5 protein-coding genes are annotated in these 4415 nt (G+C 74.2%); 4 read left to right on the top strand and 1 reads right to left on the bottom strand.

Annotated features, from left to right (window positions below):
* A partial coding sequence (locus EAD96_RS00685) for an aminotransferase class IV (RefSeq protein ID WP_233585324.1) occupies positions 1-796 on the bottom strand: 796 nt, incomplete at its 3' end.
* A gap of 92 nt (positions 797-888) precedes the next feature.
* On the opposite strand from EAD96_RS00685, the gene EAD96_RS00680 reads away from it, so the two are divergent.
* The 4 genes from EAD96_RS00680 (at position 889) to EAD96_RS00665 (ending at position 4411) form a co-directional block, all read left to right on the top strand.
* Complete coding sequence (locus EAD96_RS00680; RefSeq protein WP_121682899.1) at positions 889-1296, top strand: Fur family transcriptional regulator; 408 nt, start codon at positions 889-891, stop codon at positions 1294-1296.
* Positions 1293-2402, top strand: coding sequence for a folate-binding protein YgfZ (locus tag EAD96_RS00675; RefSeq protein WP_121682898.1), 1110 nt, complete (start codon positions 1293-1295; stop codon positions 2400-2402). The genes EAD96_RS00680 and EAD96_RS00675 overlap by 4 nt, the downstream gene beginning before the upstream one ends.
* Before the next feature lie 112 nt (positions 2403-2514).
* Positions 2515-3357 carry a 3-keto-5-aminohexanoate cleavage protein gene (locus EAD96_RS00670; protein ID WP_120572926.1) on the top strand — a complete coding sequence of 281 codons (843 nt, stop codon included), beginning with the start codon at positions 2515-2517 and terminating at the stop codon, positions 3355-3357.
* 94 nt (positions 3358-3451) lie between these two features.
* Complete coding sequence (locus tag EAD96_RS00665) at positions 3452-4411, top strand: asparaginase (protein WP_121682897.1); 960 nt, start codon at positions 3452-3454, stop codon at positions 4409-4411.
* Positions 4412-4415 lie beyond the last annotated feature (4 nt).

The following is a 4415-nucleotide window of genomic DNA, read 5'->3' as shown; positions in this document are numbered from 1 at the left end:
TTTGGCGAGGGGTTCCGTTCAGGGCCGTGATCTCGGCTACGCCGCGTAGGGAGCTGGTCAGCCAGATCGCCTCGGCCTCGTGCAGGTCGGTCGCGGTGGGCAGGTGTTCGGCGGAGGTCAGGCCGAGCTCTGCCGCCCGTTCCAGCAGGTGGTTCGCGGTCACGCCGGGCAGGATGCCGGTCTGGGCCGCCGGGACCGTGGTGAGCGTCCCGCCGCTCAGCCACACCACGTTGGCGGTGGGCCCCTCCAGCACGTAGCCGTCGGTCGAGACCCAGAGCACGTCGTCCACGCCGGTCCGCTGCGCCCACCGCCGGGCGGCGGTGCTCAGCGCGTACGAGGTGGACTTCACACCGCTCGGCAGCCACCCCAGCTCAGGGCGGGACCGGGCGGCCACCCCGAGCGGCAGCGTGGCCACGGTCACCCCGTCCCGCCGGGCCAGGCGGGCGGCTGCGGGCACCTCGCCGAGCGTCGCGTACACCGTGGGCGGCCCACTGCCCTCCGGCCCTCGCGTGCAGACCAGCCGCAACGCGCCCTCGGTCTGCGCGGGCCAGCCGGCGCAGACCGCGTCCAGCAGTTCGACGAGCGCGGCGTGCGGCGGCAACGGCAGGTCGATCGCCGCCGCACCGGCCCGCAACCGGGCCAGGTGGGCCTCGCGCAGCCAAGGGCGGCCGTCGCGCAGATGCATGGTCTCGAACAGGCCGTCGCCGTGCAGGACGCCCCGGTCGTCGCCGCGCAGCACCGGCTCACCGGCCGGCACGAGGCCCCGGCCGAGCACCGCCACCCGTGTCGTACCCATTGGCGCAGCGTAGTGGCGTACCCCCGGCGGCGGACCGGCCGGCGCGGCGGCCGAACTATGATCGAAGGGTGTCCGAATCCTCCCTCGCGGAAATGCTCCGCTCGCGCGGGCTGCGGCTGACGGCGCAGCGGCAGCTGGTGCTCCAGGCCGTCCTGGATCTGGGGCACGCCACCCCGGAGCAGGTGCACACCGCGGTCCGCGAGGTGGCGGCCGGAGTCAACATCACCACCATCTACCGCACGCTGGAGCTGCTGGAACGGCTCGGCCTGGTGACGCACACGCACCTGTCGCACGGTTCGCCGACCTACCACGCGGCCGGTGAGCACCAGCACGTCCACCTGGTGTGCCGGGAGTGCGGGGCGATCGACGAGATCGCCCCGGAATGGCTTCGCCCGCTCGCCGACCAGCTGGACGAGCAGCGCGGGTTCAAGGTCGACATCGGGCATGTCGCGCTCTTCGGGGTCTGCGGCCGCTGCGCACAGAACGGGGAACCCACATGATCGACATCGCGGGCGCGGTGACCACCGACGCCATCGACGAGCAGACCCGGGACCAGCCGGAGCCGGCCCACCGGGCGGCCGGCGTCGGCCCGGTGGCCGCCCACTACGGCGACCCGATGCGCGAGCAGCGGCTCCTGGCCACCGGCGTGGGCCTGGTCGACCGGTCGCACCGGGGCGTGGTCGCGGTGCCCGGCGAGGAGCGGATCGGCTGGCTGCACACGCTCACCAGCCAGCACCTGGCCGCGCTGGCGCCGTGGCAGGGCACCGAGCTGCTGGTGCTCTCCCCGCACGGGCACGTCGAGCAGCACGCGATGGTCGCCGACGACGGCGAGACCACCTGGCTGGACACCGAGCCGGGGATGACCGAGGGCCTGCTGTCATACCTGGAGAAGATGCGGTTCTTCAGCAAGGTCGACCCGCGCGACGCCACCGCCGACCACGCGCTGCTGTCGCTGGTCGGGCCGGAGGCGGCCGGCGCGCTGGACACGCTCGGCGTCACCGGGCTGGCCGCCCCCGACGTGGTCGCGGTGCCGGGTCCGAAGTTCCGTTCCGGCGAGATGCCCGCGCGGCCCTCGGTGGTGTACGACGTCAAGCCGCTCCCGGTCGGCGGCTGGGCCCGGCGGGTGGCGCTCGGCGTCGACCTGCTCGTGCCCCGGGCGGCCATGGACGAGGTGGTGGCGGAGCTGCGCGGCGCCGGTGTGCCGGTGGCCGGGCTGTGGGCGTACGAGGCGATCCGGGTGGCCGCCAAGCGGGTCCGGGCCGGCGTGGACACCGACCACCGGACGATCCCGGCCGAGGTGGACCTGATCGCCCCGGCCGTGCACCTGGACAAGGGCTGCTACCGGGGGCAGGAGACGGTGGCCCGGGTGCACAACCTGGGCAAGCCGCCCCGCCGGCTCGTCCTGCTGCACCTCGACGGCGTGGCGAGCGACCAGCCGCCCGTCGCCGGTACGCCGGTGACGCTCGACGGCCGGACCGTCGGCTTCGTGGGCACCGCCGTGCAGCACTACGAGCTGGGTCAGGTGGCGCTCGCCGTCCTGAAGCGCAACACGCCCGACGACGCCCGCCTGCTCGTCGGCGACAGCGCCGCCGCGATCGACGCCTAAGGAAGGGAACCTCCCGGACGCCCTCGGTGGCGAAAGGATCCCTTCCTGATGCCGCTCGCACCGGAAATCCTCCGGTCGACCCGGCGCCGGGCACCGGTCTAGGATCCGGGGCATGACGACAGGGACGTTGATCACGGTTGCCCCCACCGGCGCGGAGTCGGCGAAGGCGGAGGTGCCGGCGCTGCCGGTGACGCTCGACGAGCTGCTGCTGACCGCCAAGGAGTGCGAGGCGCTCGGCGCCGCCGTGATCCACGTCCACATCCGCGACGACGACGCGCGGCCCACGCTCGACCAGGGGCGGCTGCGCGACACGGTGGCCGCGCTGCGGGAGAACACCGACCTGATCGTGCAGCTCTCCTCCGGCGGCGCGGTGACCGACCCGGAGTCCGCCCGGCTGGCGGTGCTCGACGCCGCGCCGGACATGGCCTCCTGCACCATGGGCACCGTCAACTTCGGCGACGACGTGTTCCTCAACCGGTGGGAGTTCATCGTCGACCTGCACACCCGGATGCAGGAGCGGGGCGTCGTCCCCGAGTACGAGATCTTCGACCTGGGTCACCTCACCGCGTTGCAGCGGCTGCTCGGCAAGTACGGCCTGCCGCACGGCGGGCACGTGCACGTCGACTTCGTGATGGGCGTGCCGGGCGGCATGCCGGGCACCACGGCCACGCTCGTGGCGGCCCAGCAGATGGTGCGCGACCTGCCCGAGGGCACCACGTTCTCGGCCACCGGCATTGGGCGCAGCACCATCCCCGTGATGCTGGCCTCGCTGTCGGCCGGCGGTCACCTGCGCGTCGGCATGGAGGACACGGTCACGTACGCCAAGGGGCGCCCGGTGGAGTCCAACATGCAGCTCGTCGCGCGGGCGGTCGGCTTCGCCCAGCTCGCCCAGCGTCCTCCGCTGACCACCGCCGAGGCTCGTACGCTGCTCGGCGTACCGGCCACCGCCCGGTAAGCGGCACACCCGGCCACGACCCCGTACCGCCCCGGTCGACGTCGCAGGTCACCCCGCCGCCGACCGGGTCCGTCCCCTCGGTACGGTCCATACCGTGGGAAAAACGTACGAGGGCGGCGTGCCGCTCGCCCAGGTGGTCCGGTCCGGTTTCGTGGAGGGCGTCCACCGGGGTTCCGTGGTGGTGCTCGACGCCGCCGGTGAGCCGGTCGCCGGAGCCGGTGACGTCACCTCGCCGATCTTCCCCCGCTCGTCGAACAAGCCGATGCAGGCGATCGGGATGCTCCGGGCCGGGCTGCCGCTCACCGACCCGGCCGACGTGGCGCTGGTCGCGGCCAGCCACGCGGGCGAGGAGTTCCACGTCGAGCGGGTCACCGCGCTGCTGCGCGACGCCGGCCTGACCGAGGACGCGTTGCACTGCCCGCCGGACCTGCCGTTCGGCGAGGCCGCCCGGGAGGCGGTGCTGCGGGCCGGCGGCGGACCGGCCCGGGTGCTGATGAACTGCTCCGGCAAGCACGCCGGCATGGTGCGCACCTGTCTGGCCGCGGGCTGGCCGCTGGACGGCTACTGGCGCCCGGAGCACCCGCTCCAGCAGTGCCTGACCGCCACGATCGAGGAGTTCACCGGCGAGCGGGCGGCGGCCGTCGGGGTGGACGGCTGCGGCGCGCCGGTGCTCGCCGTCTCGCTGACCGGGCTGGCGCGGGCGTTCCTGCGAATGGTCGGCGCCGAGCCGGGCACCGTCGAGCGGACGGTGGCGGACGCGATGCGGGCGTACCCGGAACTGGTCGGCGGCACCCAGGCGGAGGACACGCGGCTGATGCGCGGCGTACCCGGTCTGCTCGCCAAGATCGGCGCGGAGGGCGTGATCGCGGCGGCGATCCCGGAGGTCGGCGCCGTGGCCCTGAAGATCGACGACGGCGCCGCCAGAGCCCGCACACCCGTCCTGACCTCAGCCCTGGCACGCCTGAACGTGCGCGCCCCCATCCTCACCGAGTACGCCGAGCCACCCCTGCTGGGCGGCGGCCTCCCGGTAGGAGCCATCCACCCCACCTGGTAACCCC

This window comes from Micromonospora sp. BL1 (assembly GCF_003667485.1).
Lineage (GTDB): Bacteria > Actinomycetota > Actinomycetes > Mycobacteriales > Micromonosporaceae > Micromonospora > Micromonospora tulbaghiae.
The sequence above is the reverse complement of the archived record's forward strand: the minus strand, read 5'-3'. Positions and strand labels throughout refer to the sequence as shown.